This window comes from Clostridium sp. AM29-11AC (genome assembly GCF_003480545.1).
GTDB classification, from domain to species: domain Bacteria; phylum Bacillota; class Clostridia; order Lachnospirales; family Lachnospiraceae; genus Otoolea; species Otoolea saccharolyticum_A.
Genome location: NZ_QUJI01000004.1, coordinates 147825 through 166567 on the forward strand (window position 1 = coordinate 147825; position 18743 = coordinate 166567).

Sequence of the window (18743 nt, forward strand, 5' to 3'; positions counted from 1 at the left end):
CGAAAAAAAACAGAAGGGGGAGGACGCAGATCAGAGGGCGTCCTCCTCTCTTGCCCTGGCTCTCCGATCGCGGATGGACTGGATGACCGGCACCAGAAAGGTCGCTATAATTCCTCCCGCAAAGCCGTTATTATAGAGATTCATTCCTCCGTACACAATGCCCACATTGAGCGCTACAGAGGAGTGGAGAAAGCCTGCCAGAAGCCCGGCCAGCCATCCAAACTCTCCTGAAATAGGCGCAAGAGTGGTAGAGAACAGGAAGGCCAGCATGGGGGAGGGTTCGCTGATACTCCAGTACTTTGTCAGTCCTGCCAGGTAGACTCCCATCATAATGGGGAAGATATTCCTGATATGCTTTCCCGTGGAGCTGAATCCCACAATGGTAAAAATACCTCCGATGGTTGGACCGTTTAAATCACCTCCGGCTATTACAACCATAAGAGTGGACAGAAAGCCGTTGACCGCCATATTAAGCACAGTGGCCGGCCCTCCATTGTCCCGCAGGTAATCTGTGCCCCCGATGCCGGAACATTTAAGGATTGCCCGGTACTCTTCCACTGCCTGGCGGCCGCCGACGTAAAGCGCCCCCACTGCCATTCCGGCAAACAGAATACAGAGAATTGCAAAAAAGGTCATGGTATTTCCCGTATACCAGATAAGCCTGCTCTCCACCGTGATTCCGAAGGATTTAAGGAGAGACACGATCACAGTAGCAATGATCCCTGCGGCAAATCCCACATTGTAGAGGGAATATCCCTTGTGGGAAAAATGAACATGGGTGGCCAGAGGCGGCAGTACAAAGCCGATCACCATTCCCGCTCCCAGGGCCAGGAACACTCTGAAAATCAAAGGCATTTGCCCTATCTGCATAATCTGCGTGATAATGGGGGAAAGGCTGGTTCCGTAAAGTCCTATGTAAATATATTTAGACACCGGCATTTTATGGTATTTTGCATACAGCCAGATGCCGACCATAACTGCCCAGATATTTAAGAGATTCTTCCCAAACAGTGAAAAACCAAACATCAGACATGCGGAGGTGATCGTGTGTCCGTCCATCTCCATTCCGAGAAAATAGATCAGGGCAATGCTTAGAAGGGTAAGCATCCCTGCATTCAGAAACGCAGCCCCCACTCCTCCCACCACAAAATAATCGGTAATCAGAAAATCAGGTTCTCTAATCAGAGTCACAATTCCAGGCCAGATTTCATTTACCGGCTGGAGCAGAAAACCGCAGACCATAAAATAGAGGGGAATCGTTGACAGGAGAAGAAACTTCCCCCTTCTCGACAGGTGGTTCATGTGAGCCATTATCATACAACCTTTCTTTAAAAATTCGTTCAGCCTGAAATCGGCGAAGCTTTCAGATTTTTCCTTCTATAATGAGAAATCAGGAGCCGCTTTGCACAGGTTCTGACAGTTTTACAATCACAGTATCCTCATCCAGTACGATTGACCCTTCTGCAGGGTAACAGGTCATTGACTGAGAAAACGGAAGAGAGTCGAGATACCTTGACAGAACCGGCTCTGCACACGGCAGATTGAGCGCCTGCATCAGATCGTAAATCCTTCTGGAAATTCCCATGGAGCTGGCTGCATCCCACTGGTAAAAGGAGCATCCAATCACATCTCCCAGCAGCTTCTCCCCTGTAAGACTTGCCTGCCTGCTTCCAAGAAAAATAAAGGTACAGTCGGAAATATCGAGTCCTGCGTCAGCAGCCATTTTCCCAGCCCTTCCATAGATCTCTCCCGTCAGAGCTGTGTCCTGCTCTGACACCTCATGTACCGTCTGAAAGAGACGGGCAGTATCACAGCCCTGACGCCAGGAAGCCGCCAGGCACATAAAAACTGCTGCCAGGGAAAGTCCCTTTCTGATACGGCTCCTTCTTCCTGCTTTCGATTTTTGCTCTTCCTTCCGCGCGCCTGCACTTTCTGAGGGCCAGAGAGCCGCTGCCAGAAAGGCCGCGGAAAACCCATAGACAAGAGGATAGACAAGCTGTGCCCGGAGTGGCTGGTAGTACCCTGAAACGATGGTCATAAAAAACGGTGAGATGAGAAACAGAACCGCTGCCGCCAGATAAAAGAGGAGACCCTTCTCCCTTTTCCTCCCCGCCCAGACACAGGATATGGTCAGAAACAATAGAAGAATCCACTGAAATCCCGGCCGGAACATCACATAGTAGCAGTCAAATACTCTGCGCACCTCTCCCTTCACATACCCGATGCACTGTCTGACTCCCTCTGTTTTCCAGTGCACCATATCTGCCACATAGGCTTCGCTTCCCCCTGACAGGCGGCGCACCAGAGAAGCCGTCAGAAGATACAGCACAAAACCTGACAGAAAGATAAGCGCCAGGCGGACTCCCGAGAGGAACCAGAAGCTTCTTCCCCTCCCTTTTACTGTGTCGGACAGATAGACGGTCATAAACAGAATCACGGTCAGAGTCACCGCAACTGCCGCCATGGCCTGATACGTTCCGAAGGCCCAGACCATAAGGAGAACAGATATCAGACCCCAGAGCAGGCCTCCGCGAAAAAAAACAAGCTGCCCCGCCCCATACACAGCCGCCCCGCACAAAAACAGGGCAAAAACCACCTCAAAGGACTGGAGAGTGAAATAAAACTGTTCGGCAAAGCAGGGAGCCGTCAGATACAGTGCGGGAAAAGCTGCCGAGAAAATGAGAAACCGCTTCTGTTCTGCGCTCCACTTATACACACAAAAGGAAAAAAACATGGCCGTTATCCACAGCATACACACGGTAAGCACCTTGGACACAGAGGGAACAAAGGAAGTCATTCCGAACAGATGCTTGGTAAAAACGAGTCCGAACCGGTTAATTCCCAGCCAGGAAGCCATCATGCTCTGGGGATCTGTCATCATAATCTCGCTGTCCACAGTAATATCAGCGCTTGTCAGCCATCCCCAATACACAAACAGGGCGGCTGCCCCGGAGAAAAGCGCACCCGCCCTGTTTCTTTTGATGAAGGAGCCAAACTCTGCAGTTTCCCGGCAAAGTCCCCTGAAAAACCTTAAAATGGCCGTATTTTTCCCATCAGCTCCCTGTCTGCCCATCTCCCCAGCCTTTTTTTGACCTGCCAGACTCATTCTTCCTCCTCCTTTCCGGATCATCCATCCCATTCTGCGGCTGCCTTGTCAGCCTCTTCCTCAGAAACAGATGTATTTTCACTGCTTTGTCTGCCTTTCCTGTCAGACTCATGATCCCTGTCCAGATTTTCCTCTGCTACCAGGTAGATAGGTCTCCTTTTTACCTCCAGGTAAATTTTGGCAAGATATTTCCCCACAATGCCCGCGCACAGAAGCTGGATGCCGCCCACAAAGAGGATAATGCAGGCCAGGGAGGGCCAGCCTCCCACCGGATCGCCGAACATCAGCGTCTTTCCGATTACCACCAGCACCATGAAAAAAGCCACTACACAGAAGATAAGCCCCAGGTAGGCCGCTATCGTCAGCGGAACCGTGGTAAAGGCCACAATCCCCTCTATAGAGTAGATCAAAAGCTTCCAGAAGGACCATTTCGTCTCCCCTGCCACCCGCTCCACATTCTCAAAGGGAATCCACTTGGTGCGAAATCCCACCCAGCCGAAAATCCCCTTGGAAAAACGGTTGTACTCCGTCATAGATACGATGGCATCCTTCATCTTCCTGTTCATCAGGCGGTAATCCCTGGCCCCGTCCACAATGTCAATATCAGAGATATGGCGGATCAGACGGTAAAACATCCTTGCAAAAAAAGAGCGGATGGGCGGCTCTCCTCTGCGATCCACCCTCCTGGTGGCCGCGCTGTCATACTCCCCTGACTCCAGCGCCTCTATCATCTCCGGCAGAAGCCTGGGCGGATCCTGCAGATCCGCATCCATAATGGCTGTATAATCTCCCCGGGCATGTTCAAGCCCTGCGTAGATCGCCGCTTCCTTTCCAAAATTTCTTGAAAAGGACAGGTATTTCACCCGCCTGTCTCTTTTCGCATATTCTTTTAACAGGGAAAGCGTCCCGTCCTTTGAGCCGTCATCCACGAAAATCCACTCGAATTCATACTCTGTCAGTCCCCCACACACCCTGCCGGCCTCCTCCATAAAAAGAGGAATCGCCTCCTGTTCATTATAGCAGGGAATAATAATCGAAATTCGTTTCATTTTCGTATTTCCTCTGGTTTCATTCTTTCATCACTGCCTTTTCTTTATATCATATCTCCCATCCCGTTACAAGCTGTTTTAATTGCAGCATCCTTTGGGAACCGGAAACCTGCCTTTTTCTCTTTTACACGATTGAGACAAAACAGCCTAATTTTTCCCTGCAAGCTGGGACTTTATAAGGTTTCTGTACAGGACTGCGCAAATCAGAAAAACAAGAAACACCGCCATAGCCTCCATCTCCCGCTTATTTTCCTTCCTCAGCTCCTTTAAACTGGCCGTCATTGTTCTCCCTCCTCTCCGATGATTCTTTCCACTGCCCTCGCTATCCTTCTCCAGCTGTCGCAAAATACTTCAAGCTGCCTTCTTCCCTCCTCTGTAAGTCTGTAATATTTCCTGCTGGGCCCTAGAGGGGAGGGCATGAATTCGGCCCTCAGCATTCCTTTTTTCTCCAGGCGCAAAAGCAAAGGATAAATCGTCCCCTCCCTTACATCCGAAAACCCCTTTTCTCTCAGCCGCTCCACTATCTCATACCCGTATGTCCGCTCACGGCCTATGATCGAGAGGATGCAGCCCTCCATGATACCCTTCATAAGCTGCGACTGATCGTACATTCCTGCCCTCCTGTTTTTTCCCTGTAGTTCTGATTTGTATCCTGATTTTTTGTCCCTGCTCTTCTTACCCGTCTTTTGTTTCTGCCATACTCCTCTTCCAGGCTGTCTTGCATAACATAGTAGCTTAACTATATTGTATCACAAGATAGCTGGAACGGATCTTACAGTTTTCTTTCATTTCTCTTCCCGCAGCCCGTATCCCTTTCATCCCTGATATGGTAAAATCCTCATAGAACATAAAGCCAAAACAAAAGGAAAGGAAGAACGCATATGGACAGTGAAAAAGTTTACAGGATGAAATTTTCATCCATTTATCCCCTTCTGGTAAATAAAGCCGTAAAAAAAGGCCGCACCGGCGAAGAGGTCAGCCAGGTCATCAGCTGGCTCACCGGCTACAGCAGAGACGAAATTTTAAAGCTTTCTCAATCTGATATTGAATATGCAGAATTTTTCAGAAATGCACCTGCCATGAATCCCGCAAGAAACCTTATCAGGGGAACCGTCTGCGGGGTGAGGGTGGAAACCATCTCTGAATCTCTGATGCGGGAAATCCGGATTCTCGACAAACTCATCGACGAGCTGGCAAAGGGAAAGCCCATGGAAAAAATCCTGCGGTAATTTCCCGCAGATTCAGACGGAATAGAAATCCCTCCCCATCCCTCCCCCAAGGAGAAGAGGAGTCATTTTATAGTGACTTCGCTGGAACTATAAAATGACTCCTCTTCTCTCACCTATTCTCCTGAAATTTATCCGAAAACCCCGGTGGACAGATAACGCTCCCCTGTATCCGGCAGCAGAACCACAATCCTCTTCCCCTCATTTTCCGGCCGTCTGCCTATCTCGCAGGCAGCGGCAAGGGCGGCTCCTGATGAAATGCCGCACAGGAACCCTTCTGTCCCCGCAAGCAGTCTGGCAAACCGGAAGGCCGCCTCGTCCTCCACCCGGATTACCTCATCGTAAATCCCTGTATCGAGAATCTCCGGCACAAATCCGGCTCCAATCCCCTGAATCTTGTGGGGGCCCGGCTGACCTCCCGAGAGCACAGGAGAAGCCGCAGGCTCCACAGCCGCCACATGAATATCCGGCTTTTTCTCCCTGAGGAACCTGGCCGTTCCTGTGACTGTCCCGCCGGTTCCGGCAGCTGACACGAAAATGTCTACCTCCCCGTCTGTGTCCTCCCAGATCTCCGGTCCTGTAGTCAGATAGTGGGCTCTGGGATTCGACGGATTCTCAAACTGTCCCGCAATCCAGGCAGGCTTTCCTTCTTTCAGGAACTGCTCCCTGATCTCTTCCGCCTTTCTGATGGAGCCTGCCATCCCCTCAGCCCCCGGCGTCAGAACGATCTCGGCGCCGTAGGCCTTCAGCAGAAGCCTTCGCTCCACACTCATGCTGTCCGGTATAACAATCACTGCCCGGTAGCCGTTTACAGCGGCAAGAGCCGCCAGCCCCACTCCCGTGTTTCCGCTGGTAGGCTCAATAATCACAGACCCTTCTTTCAGAATTCCCTGTTCCTTCGCGTCCTCAAGCATCTGCCTGGCCACACGGTCCTTGGCGCTCCCTGCAGGATTAAAGCACTCCAGCTTTGCCAGAATTTCTGCTCTGACTTTCTCGCGCCCTTCCAGCCTGGCAAGCCTTACAAGGGGTGTCCTTCCCACCAGCTCCTCGATTCCTCCATAGATTCTTCCCATTTTTCATTCCTCCTGAACACTTGGCTGATCTTCATTTAACTCCAGCCACTGTACAAACTGCTTTCTCACACATCCTGCTCCTGCATCTTTTTAAGTGCATCGGCAAAGGGATTGTTCACCATCTTCTCTTCCTTTTTCTGCTGATTCAGGTATCTGGCCACATCGCGCTTCGTCACCCCTGCGCCTTCCCTCTGCCTGCGCTCCTTAAAATTCGACAGCTTCTCCTTATAGCCGCAGACACAGGAAAACATCTGGTTTTCCCCCTTGCCACGAAGCTCCATCTTTTTGTGGCATTTCGGGCATCTGGCATTGGACGTGCGGGAAATAGTTTCCCTGTAGCCGCACTCCCTGTCCTGGCAGACCAGCATCTGGCTGTTCTTTCCCTTCACAGAGAGCATCCGTTTTCCGCAGCGGGGACATTTTGTGTTGGTCAGATTATCGTGGCGGAAGGTTCCCTCTCCCCCCTTAATTTCTTCGACAATATCCTTTGTGTAGGTACGGATGTCCTCCATAAAGGCATCCCTCTTCATCTCACCCTCTGCAATTTTGGAAAGACGCATCTCCCACTGAGCCGTCAGCTCCGGCTTTCTCAGATCCTCCGGCACCAGCCTCAGAAGCTGCTTCGCCTTGGATGTGAGACAGATATCCTTTCCTTTCTTTTCCAGCATAAAGCCGGAAAAGAGCTTCTCAATAATATCAGCCCTTGTGGCTACCGTTCCCAGCCCCCCTGTCTCCCCCAGAGTCTTTGCCATGGCCCGGTCGCCGGATTCCATATATCTGACAGGGTTTTCCATAGCCGACAGAAGGGTTGCCTCATTAAAGGGAGCCGGCGGCTTCGTCTTTCCCTCCGTCAGGGAAATACCTGCCGGTCCTGTCACATCCCCCTCCCGCAAATCGGGAAGCGTCTGTGCCTTCACCCTCTCCTCGTTCTGAGGACCCTCGCCGTCCTCGTCCCCGTCTTCCTCATCCAGGTATCCTCCGGTCCCTGAAAGGCCGGATTCGTCCGCGCTTTCATAGACCTCCCGCCAGCCGGGGGTTCTCATGACCTTTCCTCTGGCGGTAAAAATTTCTCCGCCTATCTCAGCCGTAATCACCGTTTCGTCATACTCTGCTGCCGGATACAGCACTGCCAGAAAACGCCTGACAACCAGGTCATAGATTTTCCGCTCCTCCGAGGTCATGTTCTGAAGCTGTACAAACTGCTCGGTGGGAATAATGGCATGGTGGTCCGTGACCTTCCCGTCGTTGATAAAGGACGCCTTCTTTGTCCACACATTCTTTGACAGCTTTCCCGCCAGCTTCCGGTAGGGCCCTGTCCCGCAGGCCGCGAGCCTGTCGTGTATGGTGTCGGCTACATCGCTGCTCAGATACCTGGAATCCGTCCGCGGGTAGGTCAGAACCTTGTGATTTTCATAGAGCCTCTGCATAATATTGAGCGTTTCCTTGGCCGAATAGCCAAACCGCTTATTGGCGTCTCTCTGAAGCTCCGTCAGGTCGTAGAGGAGAGGGGCCATGGTCTTCTTCGGTGTCTTTTTAACCTTTGTGATCCGCACCTGCTGATCTCTCAGGCTCTTTTGAAGTCCCTCCATCCTGTCCCTGTCAAAGCTTCTCATTCCCCCGGACTTTTTGTCCTGCCAGGTCAGTGTAAGGGCAGGCTTTGACGTCCTGGCTGTGAGACCCCAGTAGGCCTTTGGCCGGAAGTTTCGTATCTCCTCCTCCCTCTTTGCGATAATGGCAAGGGTCGGCGTCTGCACCCGTCCGCAGGAAAGCTGGGCGTTATATTTGCAGGTCAGAGCCCTGGTGGCGTTAAGCCCCACCAGCCAGTCAGCCTCTGCCCGGCACATGGCTGCATCTCTTAAGTGGTTGTACTCTCTTCCATCCCTCAGGCGGGAGAATCCCTCCTTTATGGCCCTGTCTGTGACGGAGGAGATCCAAAGCCTTTTCAAAGGCTTCCTGCACCCTGCCTTCATCAGGATAAAGCGGGCCACCAGCTCTCCCTCCCGCCCTGCATCTGTGGCGATGACAATATCCTTCACATCGTTTCTAAAGAGCTGGTGCTTCACCACACCGAACTGCTTTGCCGTTTTTCCGATCACTTCCAGCTTAAACGGCTCCGGCATCATGGGAAGATCCGCCATATTCCAGTCCTTATATTTTTTATCATACTCCTCCGGCGCTGCCAGCTCCACCAGATGGCCGAACGCCCAGGTAACAATATACTTATCGCCCTCCAGACAGCCGTCTGCACTTTTTCTGCAGCCAAGTACCCTGGCAATATCCTTGCCCACAGAGGGCTTCTCAGCTATTACAAGAGATTTCATCTGTTCTCTCCTCTCTCACTTTTTGCGGGACAGATACCCGTTTTGCCTGCTTCTGCGAAGGCCTGTCATTCTCCCTGCAGAAGTCCCAGTCTCTGCTCCAGCAGGCCTCTCAGCTCGTCCACCACCTGCCCCAGATTCTTTCCTTCCTCGTCCACCGTAATATCGGCATATTTCTCAAAATAGGAAATCCGCTCCTCATAGAGATCCTGAAGGGTCATCCCCTCTTTTAAGACTACGCCTCTGTCCACCACATCTCCAAGCCTTTTTAAAAGCTCCTCAAAGCTGATTTTCAGATACACCACAAGCCCGATGGACTTTAAATGCTCCATGGCCTCCTCCCCGTAAATGACGCTTCCTCCCGGCGCAATTACGCTCTTCTGAACGTCCAGAGAGGCATTTACCCTGTTCTCCACAGCCATAAAGCCGTCCATACCCTCATCGGCGATAATCTCCTTCAGAAGCCTGTTCTCCTGCTCCTGAATCACAAGATCCACATCGACAAACGCGTATCCCAGCCGTTTGGCAAGCAGCACCCCCACCGTACTCTTTCCGGCGGCCGGCATGCCGATTAGGGTCACATTTGTCCTGTCCCTGCCCTCTGCGAAACTTCCTGCCTTCCTCTCCTCTGTCACTTTTCCCATTCTGTCCTCCTGATTTTCCTATCTGCCTTCCGGGCTTTAAAACACACGGCGGTTTTTTTCGTTCTTCTTACCTTTCCCGGCTCTGGGGCCCTTCCCCGTCCTGCCGTCCCGGTTTTCCCTGACGCTCTTTTTTATCTCAGATTTCTTTCCCCCTGCCGTATTCTTTTTCGCACCGGACTTCTTTCCTCCGACCCCGCGCTTTTCCCTGGCGGCCTGCTTTTTTTCGCCGTCCTTCTTTTTCTTTTGAACGGAATATCCGAATTTTCCTACTTTTTCCCCTAATTTAAAATATTCTCCATGGGAGTAGGCCACCAGCCCTGCGCTGTTTAGATCAAACCGTCCATTTTCATCCATATATGCCTCGTCTGCGGTCACTCCCACCACCTCTGCGAGAAACATGTCATGGCTTCCCAGAGGGAGGATCTGTGTGACGCGGCATTCCAGGTTCACAGGACTTTCGGCGATTCCCGGGCAGCTTACATACTTTGACGCCAGGGGGGTGAGCTTCATCTCCTTAAATTTGTCTACATCACGCCCGGAGCGGACGCCGCAGTAGTCTGTGGCAAACGCAAGCTCCTCTGTCACCAGATTCACCACAAATTCCCCGGACTCTTTTATAATATGATGGGAATATCTGTCCGGACGGATGGACACATACAGCATGGCAGGGGAGGAGCAGGTAGTCCCGCACCAGGCGGCCGTGATGATATTCGGCCGCTCCTCTCCTTTCTGACAGCTCACCATCACCACCGGAACCGGATACACCATGTTTCCCGGCCTCCAATATTGTTTTGCCATAGATTTTCTCCTTTTCTCATGCCACAGTATACAAAGAATCCTGCCCCGCAGGATTCTCCGCCTGCGGCGGGCCGCGAAAGCGGCATTCTTCCTTTCCAACCCAGTGCGATCCCCGCGGAGCGTTTTTACATAACGGAGAACGAAGTTTCCTGTTATGTAAAAACGGCTGCCTCAAAAGCCTCACAGCTCCTGGGCAGCCCTCTGTCTCATTTTATGCAGAAACAGCCTGAGTCTCCCGCTTTGCGCCGTCAATTCAGGCCGCTGCCGTTTTACAGCTCCTGCTGCATTTTATCTGCCCGGAGCCTACTGCTCCGTGGCGATCATCAGCGCCGGAATGAGCTGTTTCTTTCTGGACACTACGCCCGGCAGGGTCACAACCTTCGCACCCTCCTTTAAGTGGAAGGCCAGCGCCGCCAGCTGCTCCGCACCCTGGCCGTCACAGATTAACTCCGTGGACTGCTCCAGGATATTTGTCATCATAAAGAACATCATGTCCACCTTCTGCTCGTTTCTGGCCTCGCCGATATACTCTATCAGGCGTTCTTTTATCTTTCCCAGCTCCTCCACGTTCAGAGAAGTGATCTGTCCCACGCCGAAGGTCAGCTTGCCTGCCGTGAAGCGCTTAAAATCCTGGTAGAAGATCTCAGAGTCCGTCTTTCCCTTCAGCTTGCTTCCGGCCTCGAACATCTCCTTCGCCAGACTCTCCGCATCCACGCCGGCGATCTCTGCCAGTTCAAGAGCTGCCGCCTTGTCCACAGCGGTGCAGGTGGGCGAGCGGAAGAGAAGTGTATCCGAGAGAATGGCGCTGCACAGAAGTCCCGCAATTTTCCTGTCGATTTCCACCTTATTTTCATTGTACATCTGATAAATAATCGTCGCCGTACATCCCAACGGCTGGTTTCGGAAAAATACAGGGGACATGGTTTCCACAGTTCCCAGTCTGTGATGGTCGATGATCTCCATCACATTGGCGCTCTCCATCCCCTCCACTGCCTGGCTTCTCTCATTGTGATCCACCAGAATCAGGTTCTTGCCTCTGGCTCCCAGAAGATTTCTCCGGGAGATCATTCCCTTGTATTTTCCGTCCCTGTCAAGGATGGGGAAATCCCTGTGGCGCTTGTTCGTCATTACATCCCGGATATCATCGATAAAATCCTCTGTCCCAAAAGTAATCAGGTTATCCTTTGTCATAAAATAGCTGATCGGCATACTCTGGTTGATAAGTCTTGCCGCCGTATAGGTGTCATAGGGTGTCGTCAGCACCGTGCACCCTCTTTCCTGGGCCAGCTTTTTGATCGTCATGGAAACGCCTGCTCCCTCGCAGACAATGATGCAGTCTGCCTCCATCTCAATGGCGCAGAGCTGGGACTCGTAGCGGTTTCCCAGGATGACCAGATCGTGTTTCTCAATATAATACTCCATCATATCAGGGTTGGCTGCAGCCACCAGCACCTTTCCCTTGTCAAAGTAGGCCTCGGGATCTCCTACCAAAAGGGCTCCCTCCAGAGTTTCCAGTATGTTGGAATACTGGGTGCAGGCCTTGGAGAGAATGCTGCTGTCATATACATTCATGTAGGATCTGGTAATATCTCCCACTGTGATAAGCCCCTCAAGCGTATTGTCCTCCGTCACAGCCGGAATGGTCACAACCGTATTGTCCTGCATCAGATTCCAGGCTTTTTTCAGGGAAATATTTTTGTCAACTCCCTTTGTCTCACGGATCTCAATATCCTTCACCTGGGTTCTCACGTTCTCAATCAGCTCAGGCGCTTCCACGCCGAAATAGTCCAGCACGTACTGAGTCTCCGAGTTCACGTGTCCGGCTCTGGCAGGCGTATATTCCTCCCCTGTCAGGATATGCTTGAGATTTGCATAGCAGATGGCTGAACAGATAGAATCCGTGTCAGGATTTTTATGTCCTATGACAATCGTTCTTCTTTTTTTGCTGTCGCTCATACTCTTCCTCCGTCTATGTTTCATAATCTATTAACATAGCGTTCATAAATTATTCACATTTATTTTTTATACTATTTGCATAATAAATAGTAAGTACAAATCATTTTTTTATTCGATTTGCACATAGATTTTTCATAATTTCCCCGGCTGTCCTGTGGACACCGGGGGCTCCTCATTTATAGGGGATCTTTCTTCTCCCCATCCTTCCCTTCTCTAATCCAGAATCAGCCTGGCGGCTCCGTAAATTCCGGCATCATTTCCCAGAGTGGCCAGAGTGAGCTTCGCCTTTTTCTCGGAGAGAGGGGTAAATTTGTCATAATATTTTTCTATCATATCTGTCAGAAAGGTTCCGGCCTTTGAAACGCCTCCGCCGATGACGAACACCTCCGGATCTACCGTCATAGCCAGGATCGAAAGCATCCAGCCCAGATAGTAGGACACTGTCTCCATAACCTCACAGGCCATCTCATCCCCTGCCTTGGCGCAGTCCAGCACATCCTTCGCTGTGATGTCTTTGCCAAACTTTCTCATCTCTGACGGGGCGTCGCTTCGCTCCATGGCCCTTCTGGCCTCCCTGGCGATTCCCGTGGCGGAAGCTACCTGCTCCACACAGCCGCGGCCGCCGCAGTTGCAGAACTCCTTCTCCTCCTCGCGAATGCGGATGTGGCCGATTTCGCCGCCTGTGCCGTGCCTTCCCGGCACGATCTTCTTATCCAGGATCACGCCGCCTCCGACTCCGGTTCCAAGCGTTACCATGACAAGATCACTGTAGCCCTTGCCTCCGCCCTGCCACATCTCTCCCAGGGCGGCCACATTGGCGTCATTTCCCGTCTTGACGGTCAGGCCGTCCAGAAGACCGCTTAATTCCTTCTGTGGATTCATATTTTTCCATCCCAGATTCACACAGACCTCCACAGAGCCGTCCGGCATCACAGGTCCGGGAAGGCCAAGTCCCGCTCCCGCCAGATCGGAGATGGAAAGCCCCTTCTCAGAAATCTTTTCTCTGATGGAAGACGCTGCGTCTGAGAGAATGTGCCGTCCATTCTCCTCCTTTCTCGTAGGGATCTCCCATTTCTCGAGAAGCGTGCCGTCCATCTCAAACATTCCCAGCTTGACGCTTGTTCCGCCCACATCAATTCCGACACATTTCTTTTCCATTTGCGTATCTCCTTTATATTCTGATCTTTTTATTCATTCCCAAATCCCTGTTCAGGGCATATTTGCTGCATTCTGCATGGTCAGCCCAGGCTGACCTCTGTCTTTTTCAAGTATACAGGAACCCTCTTTTATTTGCAAGATATGTTTCCCCAAACCTACGGCTCAGTCCGGCAGGGCCGCACTGCTGCCTGGACAAAAGATCTCTGCGCTGTCAATCAGAAAACGGCAGCCCGCCAAAAAGCGCGGACTGCCGTTTTTCATATGATTTTCTCTGTTCTATTTCTTAAAAGATCGGTTCTTTTCTCCGTATCTTGCGGCCTACAGGCTTTTCACTGCATTTACCACGTTCTCAACGGTAAATCCGAACTTTTCAAACAGCTCTGCTGCCGGACCGCTGGCTCCGAATCCCTTCATGGATACAACGGCTCCGTCAAGGCCTGTGTACCGCTCCCAGCCGAATCCGCCGAGCGCCTCCACTGCAACCCTCTTTCTCACCGCCTTCGGAAGAACTGACTCCCTGTACTCTGCAGTCTGCTCCTCAAACAGATCCATACAAGGCATGGAAACCACGCGGATCTTCATTCCTTCCTTCTCAAGCTCAGCCTTTGCCTTTACAGCCAGTCCCACCTCGGAGCCTGTGGCGATCAGGATTGCGTCCGGTGTTCCCTGGCAGTCCTCGAGGATATATCCGCCCTTTAAGGCTTCTTTGCTGCTGCCCTTCATTGGCTCCAGATTCTGTCTGGAGAGCACAAGCGCTGTAGGAGTATGCTTTGATGTAACTGCGCTGTACCAGGCAGCCTGTGTTTCCGTGGTGTCACATGGACGGAACACATGGAAATTCGGCATGGCTCTCAGAGCTGCCAGCTGCTCGATAGGCTCATGGGTCGGGCCGTCCTCTCCCACTCCGATGCTGTCATGGGTGAACACATAGGTGAGCGGCACACCCATCAGGGAGGAAAGGCGGGCCATGGGCTTTACATAATCGCTGAACACGAAGAAGGTAGCCACAAACGGCCTTAAGCCTCCGTGGAGGGCGATTCCGTTTCCGATGGCAGCCATGGCAAGCTCACGCACGCCAAAGTGCAGGTTTCTTCCCTTTCTGTCCTCCTTGGAGAAGTCTCCCTCTCCGTTCATGTATGTCTTGTTGGACGGAGCCAGATCCGCGCTTCCGCCAAACAGGTTCGGAAGCCTGTCCTTCAATACATTGATGATCTTTCCGGAGATAGAGCGGGTGGCATCTGCCTTCTCCTGAGCTGTCCAGTAGGACTCATCGTTTAACAGCTCCTCTGCCGTGCCGTTCTGATACTGGTTCCAGAGAGCCTCCATCTCAGGATACTCCTCGCAGTAAGCCGCAAACATCACGTTCCATGCAGCCTCTGCCTCCGCCTTTTCCTGGGACAGCTGGTCGAAATGACGGTAAACCTCCTCCGGCACGAAGAAAGCCTCCTCGCAGGGCCAGTTTAAATTCTCTCTGAGGGCCTTCACGTTCTCAGCGCCCAGAGGCTCTCCGTGAGCGCTGGCCTTGCCCTGCTTGGCCGGGCAGCCGTAGCCGATCTCTGTCTTGATTGTGATAAAGGAAGGATGCTCTGTATCCCTCTTTGCCGCCTCAATAGCCATGGCGATGGCGTCGATATTGTTTCCGTCCTCCACTGTGATAGTCTGGAAGCCGAAGGCGCGCATGCGCTCCTCCACATTCTCCCGGAATGCGATGTCCGTGCTTCCCTCGATGGAAATACGGTTGGAGTCATAGAGGACAATGAGCTTTGAAAGTCCCAGAGTTCCCGCCAGGGAGAAGGCCTCTGAAGAGATACCCTCCATCATGCAGCCGTCGCCGCCCAGCACATAGGTGAAGTGATCCACAACCGGATAGTTTTCCTTGTTGAACACGGCTGCCAGGTGAGCCTCAGCCATAGCCATTCCCACTGCCATGGCCATTCCCGCGCCCAGAGGGCCTGTGGTGGCCTCAACGCCTGTTGTGTGGCCGTACTCCGGATGTCCCGGTGTCCTGGAGCCCACCTGTCTGAAATTCATCAGATCCTCCTTTGTGAGATTCCCCACCCGGAACAGGTGAAGAAGAGAATAGAGGAGCATGGATCCGTGGCCGCCGGAAAGGATGAAGCGATCCCTGTTAAACCAGTCTGGGTTTGCCGGATTATAGCTTAAATGGTGTGCAAAAAGCTCATATCCGATGGGAGCGCAGCCGAGGGGAAGACCCGGATGGCCGGAGTTTGCCTTCTGAATCGCATCTGCTGATAAAATTCGGATGGCATTAATGGAAAGTGTGTCAATCTGGTTCATTCGTATAACCTCCTGAAATTTATATTAATGGTGTAGCAGTTTCTCTGTCTCATCGTACCGGCTACTTCAGGTGAACGCTCCTTATGGTGTCACCGCCGGTAAAAATCAGCTCGTTTTTCATTTTTCCTGCCCTTACTGCAGAAAATGTAAAGTCAAAGGAACCGGAAAATCTGCATTTTCCGGACATATTGTAAATCTCACACGAGTTCTCATTATACAGAATTACCATATCTGCGTCAATCACAATATCCCTGTACTGGAAGTTAAAGGGCTGGCTGAATTTCAGCTTTCCCGACGCGCTGTAAACGTCGAGCCTGTAATCATATTCGCCCTGCGCGCTGTCCACCACCACTCCCACATATCTGTCCGAATAGCAGATACTCCTTATCTCCTCCTCATAGGGGAGCTGGGAAGTCATAGCCGGGGAAGTCTCATTTTCCAGGGAAAAGAAACCGATCTGGCCATTTCCGAAGGCACAGGCGTGCGTTTCATCCAGGAACCGCACCCTGGGAATCAGACTGCTCTTCATCTCCTCAAATCCGCCTACCAGACGATCCGGATAGCTTTTTCCATACTCGGAAAAATTGTAGAATGCAATGCGGTTTCCGATGCCCGCATCCTGAAGGTAAACATTGGAAACCATCACCTGGGTTCCCTCCGGAGACAGGGACACATCCATCAGGTACCCGCTCTTTGACATGACCGTCTTAATCCCCCAGTTCAGGCTGCTTCCATCCTCCTTGAAAAAGGTGATATAGGAGGCGGTGCTGTCCTCAAGGAGAGCTGCCGTCACGCCGTGGGCAGACACGGCTGCCCGCATAATAGGAAGCGTGGTCTTGGCCTGTCCTCTGAGTCCCTCCCCGTTGCATATGTAAATATCATTTCCCTGCCTGTCCGCAATCACGGCATACATTCCGTTCACATAGCAGATAGGAGACTTCATCTCATAGCTGATCGACCAGACTACCTTTCCTTTTCCGTCGATATAGGACGCGCCGTCCTTGGTGTACTTGAGAACATTGCTCCCAAAGCTCTCGTACCCGGAAAAACCTCCCTCGCTGGCCGGAACCTGCCGCTCCCAGGCTACCTTATAGGTCTCATACCTGCGCACATAGAAGTAATAATAGAAAATTCCCGCCGCCGCAATCACAAGCACTGCTGCTGCCGCGAGAAGGCGGATTCTCTTGCGCCTTGTATGTCTCTCCGCATTTCGGACAATCTCCTCCTCGCTGAGACTGCGGCCTCCTCCCCTTCCGGAAGAATCCGGCGATCCCGACGAGCTGATCATCCGTTCTCTAAGCTGTCTTTTTTTTCGTTCTCTTTCCATAGAGTCCATATTACTCATCTGCATATCTCCCGTCATGTCAATCCACACAACGCCCCAGGCCTCTTGCCCGGAAGCCGTGCCGCTGTCTGATACCATATGCGTTATGATCCATGGATTGATCTGCCCTGCCTCCCGTGGTCCTGACAGCGCCTGCTGCCTGCCTTCAGGGGTCAGGTTCTTCTGTATGTCAATTTGCTATATCACCGATTATACAACAGATTGTGGGAGATATGAACTACTTTTTTCCAAAAAGACGTATTGCCGCAGCTGCTCAGCCCTGCTCTGTCCCGCCAGGCATCAGGCTGCTTTTGCTGCGCATAGTCTACTCTTCCACCGCTCCTTTCATCTCCTCCAGTACCGGCACTTCCGCCGGCAGAATCAGCTTCTGTCCTGCCATAATGTGGTTGATGTCCGACACTCCGTTCAGCGCGCAGATGTCCTTCACATAGTTGATATTTCCATACAGCTTAAAACAGATCCCGTACAGGGTTTCTCCTTCTCCCACCAGATATTTTGCCCCGGGGGTCATATCCGTCACCGGAACAGAAACCTCACCGGATTCTGGGTCTGGCTGGCTGTCAGCTGTGCTGTCTTTCTGATCCTTGACGGCCTCTCCTGTCTCTTCTGTCCCCGAATCTGCCTCCTGATTTCCTGCCTCTGGCTTTTCTTCTGGAGCTTCACTGCTCTCAGCCCTTATTTCCCCGCCCTCTGCTTTGGAAGTCTGCTCTGACCGGACTGCGCTGCTGTCCCCTCCTTCTGCCTGGCTCCCCACCGGAGCTTTTTCTGAGGAGAGCTCTCCCATTTTCTCTGTCCCCGCGCTCTCAGCTGTGTCCTCCAGATACAGAGTGCCGTCAGAGAGCTTAACTGACTGAGCTCCATTCTCAGAGTTCTGGCTCTGTGAATCCGTCTCCTCAGGGTACACATTCCCCTTTATTTCTTCCACCACTACAGGTACGCTCTCCTCTCTGTTATCCTCCCTGTCCCAGGGTCTTGCTCCCTCTGGAAGCACGGAGACAAGAGCCGTTTCCATCTCCTGCATTTTCTGGTAATTATTGAGCATTGTCACTCCGCCTGCCAGAATCACCAGGGACATGGTGCTGCACACAAGTCCCAGGTTTCTGACTGTATGCCTGTGGCTCATGGCTTCCTTCTTTCTGTCTTCCATCCTCTCTCTGAAATCCCGGATCACCCGGTCCCCTGCGCCGGATTCCACCCGCTTTACATCCTTCCTGCAGATCATGTAATCCTGCATCATCTGATTTCTGTCGTAGTAGATACAGTATCCCTTCAGCCTGTAGAATCCGTCGTCTGATGTTATGTAAACTGATTCATCTCCCTCGATACCGCTGTTCAGATACATAAGCTGGTTCTTTTCGCTGAAATACTGGCCATGCTGCTTCCAGTAGTTTAGTGGGCTTAAGGCGCAGCCGGGCGCCCCGCAGAGAAACCAGCCCTGCACGGTTCTTCTGGGAAATGATTCCTCAATATTCTGGTAAGCCTTCTTCCAGGCTGCCTCCGTAAATACCACCTTTTCTCCCTCGGCTGTCACATCCTCCATCTCCAGGGCTCCATCTACGAAAATGAACGGAGTCCCATCCTCGGTTTTCTCCGTTCCCAGCAAAAGCCCCACTCTCAGATCCTGTCCTCCAGTAGGAAAAAGGCGTTTCAGGTATGTGCTTACGTAGTCCTCCATGTACAGCTTGACCGTATCGTCCCGGTCTCCTATCTGCCTTATATTTTTCGGCAGTTTTGATAATGGCTCATATAAATCTCCCATTCAGGCTCACCCC

Annotated in this window: 15 protein-coding genes; 1 reads left to right on the forward strand and 14 read right to left on the reverse strand. The window is 52.0% G+C overall.

The window, feature by feature from the left end; translation table 11 throughout:
• Positions 1-30 precede the first annotated feature (30 nt).
• The 5 genes from DW757_RS04750 to DW757_RS04765 all read right to left on the reverse strand — a co-directional run bounded on the left by DW757_RS04750 (position 31) and on the right by DW757_RS04765 (position 4766).
• Positions 31-1311: a DUF1576 domain-containing protein gene (locus DW757_RS04750; RefSeq protein WP_015544079.1), complete on the reverse strand. Its 1281-nt coding sequence runs from the start codon at positions 1309-1311 to the stop codon at positions 31-33.
• Positions 1312-1390: 79 nt separating this feature from the next.
• A complete protein-coding gene (locus tag DW757_RS04755) occupies positions 1391-3106 on the reverse strand; it encodes a glucosyltransferase domain-containing protein (RefSeq protein ID WP_243033379.1) in 1716 nt (571 codons plus the stop codon).
• 20 nt (positions 3107-3126) lie between these two features.
• Positions 3127-4155 (reverse strand): glycosyltransferase family 2 protein, encoded by a 1029-nt coding sequence (locus DW757_RS04760; RefSeq protein ID WP_008396938.1) that lies wholly within the window; start codon positions 4153-4155, stop codon positions 3127-3129.
• Positions 4156-4302: 147 nt separating this feature from the next.
• Positions 4303-4437, reverse strand: coding sequence for a hypothetical protein (locus tag DW757_RS17895; RefSeq protein ID WP_008396940.1), 135 nt, complete (start codon positions 4435-4437; stop codon positions 4303-4305).
• Entirely contained in the window at positions 4434-4766 is a 333-nt protein-coding gene (locus DW757_RS04765) for a PadR family transcriptional regulator (protein WP_118751113.1), read from the reverse strand. Before DW757_RS04765 ends, DW757_RS17895 begins: the two co-directional genes overlap by 4 nt.
• A gap of 270 nt (positions 4767-5036) precedes the next feature.
• On the opposite strand from DW757_RS04765, the gene DW757_RS04770 reads away from it, so the two are divergent.
• Positions 5037-5384, forward strand: coding sequence for a DUF2200 domain-containing protein (locus DW757_RS04770; protein ID WP_021966618.1), 348 nt, complete (start codon positions 5037-5039; stop codon positions 5382-5384).
• 128 nt (positions 5385-5512) lie between these two features.
• Here the strand turns inward: DW757_RS04770 and cysK are convergent, their stop codons facing one another.
• The 9 genes from cysK to DW757_RS04815 all read right to left on the reverse strand — a co-directional run bounded on the left by cysK (position 5513) and on the right by DW757_RS04815 (position 18730).
• A complete protein-coding gene (gene cysK, locus DW757_RS04775; RefSeq protein WP_118751114.1) occupies positions 5513-6454 on the reverse strand; it encodes a cysteine synthase A in 942 nt (313 codons plus the stop codon).
• Positions 6455-6519: 65 nt separating this feature from the next.
• The gene (locus DW757_RS04780; protein WP_118751115.1) at positions 6520-8775 is read right to left on the reverse strand and encodes a DNA topoisomerase III; all 2256 of its coding nucleotides are present in this window, start codon (positions 8773-8775) and stop codon (positions 6520-6522) included.
• A gap of 65 nt (positions 8776-8840) precedes the next feature.
• Complete coding sequence (locus tag DW757_RS04785; protein ID WP_118751116.1) at positions 8841-9416, reverse strand: shikimate kinase; 576 nt, start codon at positions 9414-9416, stop codon at positions 8841-8843.
• A 36-nt stretch (positions 9417-9452) separates the two neighbouring features.
• Entirely contained in the window at positions 9453-10214 is a 762-nt protein-coding gene (locus tag DW757_RS04790) for a flavin reductase family protein (RefSeq protein WP_118751172.1), read from the reverse strand.
• Positions 10215-10517: 303 nt separating this feature from the next.
• Positions 10518-12170 (reverse strand): putative manganese-dependent inorganic diphosphatase, encoded by a 1653-nt coding sequence (locus tag DW757_RS04795; RefSeq protein ID WP_008396950.1) that lies wholly within the window; start codon positions 12168-12170, stop codon positions 10518-10520.
• Positions 12171-12383: 213 nt separating this feature from the next.
• The gene (locus DW757_RS04800) at positions 12384-13328 is read right to left on the reverse strand and encodes an ROK family glucokinase (protein WP_021966622.1); all 945 of its coding nucleotides are present in this window, start codon (positions 13326-13328) and stop codon (positions 12384-12386) included.
• 318 nt (positions 13329-13646) lie between these two features.
• Entirely contained in the window at positions 13647-15626 is a 1980-nt protein-coding gene (gene tkt / locus DW757_RS04805; RefSeq protein WP_118751117.1) for a transketolase, read from the reverse strand.
• Between the two features lie 61 nt (positions 15627-15687).
• The gene (locus tag DW757_RS04810) at positions 15688-16971 is read right to left on the reverse strand and encodes a DUF5711 family protein (RefSeq protein WP_243033382.1); all 1284 of its coding nucleotides are present in this window, start codon (positions 16969-16971) and stop codon (positions 15688-15690) included.
• A 304-nt stretch (positions 16972-17275) separates the two neighbouring features.
• Entirely contained in the window at positions 17276-18730 is a 1455-nt protein-coding gene (locus DW757_RS04815) for a LysM peptidoglycan-binding domain-containing protein (protein WP_118751118.1), read from the reverse strand.
• Positions 18731-18743 lie beyond the last annotated feature (13 nt).